The 631-nt window shown below is 64.8% G+C and carries 1 protein-coding gene; it reads right to left on the reverse strand.

Features of this window, described 5'->3' with window-relative positions:
• Positions 1 to 42 precede the first annotated feature (42 nt).
• Positions 43 to 631, reverse strand: a 589-nt coding sequence (locus A9X01_RS06300; RefSeq protein WP_065119934.1) for an IS3 family transposase, incomplete at its 5' end; no start/stop codon positions are given.

A 631-nucleotide genomic window follows, 5' to 3' on the forward strand; every position in this document is an offset into this window, starting at 1 on the left:
TGACCGGACCCCGTGAAATGGTCCACGGCGAACGAGAGTCGTTCATTGGTGGGTACAGGTGGCAGCGTAGCGGGCCGGCGCCTGATAGCCCAGTGACGAATGCCGGCGATGGTGGTTGTACTCGTGCTTCCAGTCGCTGATGACCACCCGGGCCTGGGCCATCGACCAGAAGCTGTTGATGTTCAAGCATTCGTCACGGATGCGGGAGTTGAAGGATTCGACGTAGCCGTTTCGCCACGGCTCGCCGGGTGGAATGAAGTGCAGGCCGACCTGTCCGGCGGCCCAGTCGGCCATGGCGCTGCAGGCTAATTCGGGTCCGTTGTCGCATCGCAGGACGGCCGGGTAGGTGCCACGCTCGGCGGCCAGGCAGTCCAGTTCGGCGATGAGGTGCTCGCCGGTGATGCTGCGCTCAACCATCCCACCGAGGCATTCGCGGGTGTGTTCGTCGATGATCGACACGATCTTGATCGGACGTCCGTCGGTGGTGCAGTCGAACTGGAAGTCCACCGCCCACACCCGGTTGGGCGCATCGGCGACTACGGTCGCTGGTGCGGTGGAGCTGCCGTGGCGTTTGCGGCGACGGCGCTGCGGCACGCGAAGCCCTTCTTCGCGCCAAAGGCGTTGCACCTTC

It is taken from the genome of Mycobacterium asiaticum (assembly GCF_001668675.1).
Lineage (GTDB): Bacteria > Actinomycetota > Actinomycetes > Mycobacteriales > Mycobacteriaceae > Mycobacterium > Mycobacterium asiaticum_D.